The following is a 246-nucleotide window of genomic DNA, read 5'->3' as shown; positions in this document are numbered from 1 at the left end:
CGTCTTACATCGTATCGTTTATTAAAAGAAGCTTTTGACGCATAACTTATGTAAATTTCCCGTCTGCGCAGCCAATAAAAGGGATAGAGGAGCACCATGGTGAGAATAAAGGCAGCTGTCACCGCCAAGCTAAGCGGATAAATGCAGGTGGTATAGACAGTCAGATCACATGCTTGATGAAAAGGACGAGGCTGGTTTGCATGTAAAAAGGTAAAAAAATAAACCAAGGTGATCGTGAGAAAAAAA

1 protein-coding gene is annotated in these 246 nt (G+C 41.1%); it reads right to left on the bottom strand.

The genetic code is table 11. The features are described from left to right. On the bottom strand, nucleotides 1-246 hold a 246-nt coding region (locus KVT11_RS20355), incomplete at both ends, for a hypothetical protein (protein WP_217609197.1).

The organism is Bacillus sp. GbtcB10 (assembly GCF_019091365.1).
Taxonomy (GTDB): Bacteria; Bacillota; Bacilli; order Bacillales; family Bacillaceae; genus Bacillus; species Bacillus altitudinis.
This window is presented reverse-complemented; position numbering and strand designations above follow the sequence as displayed.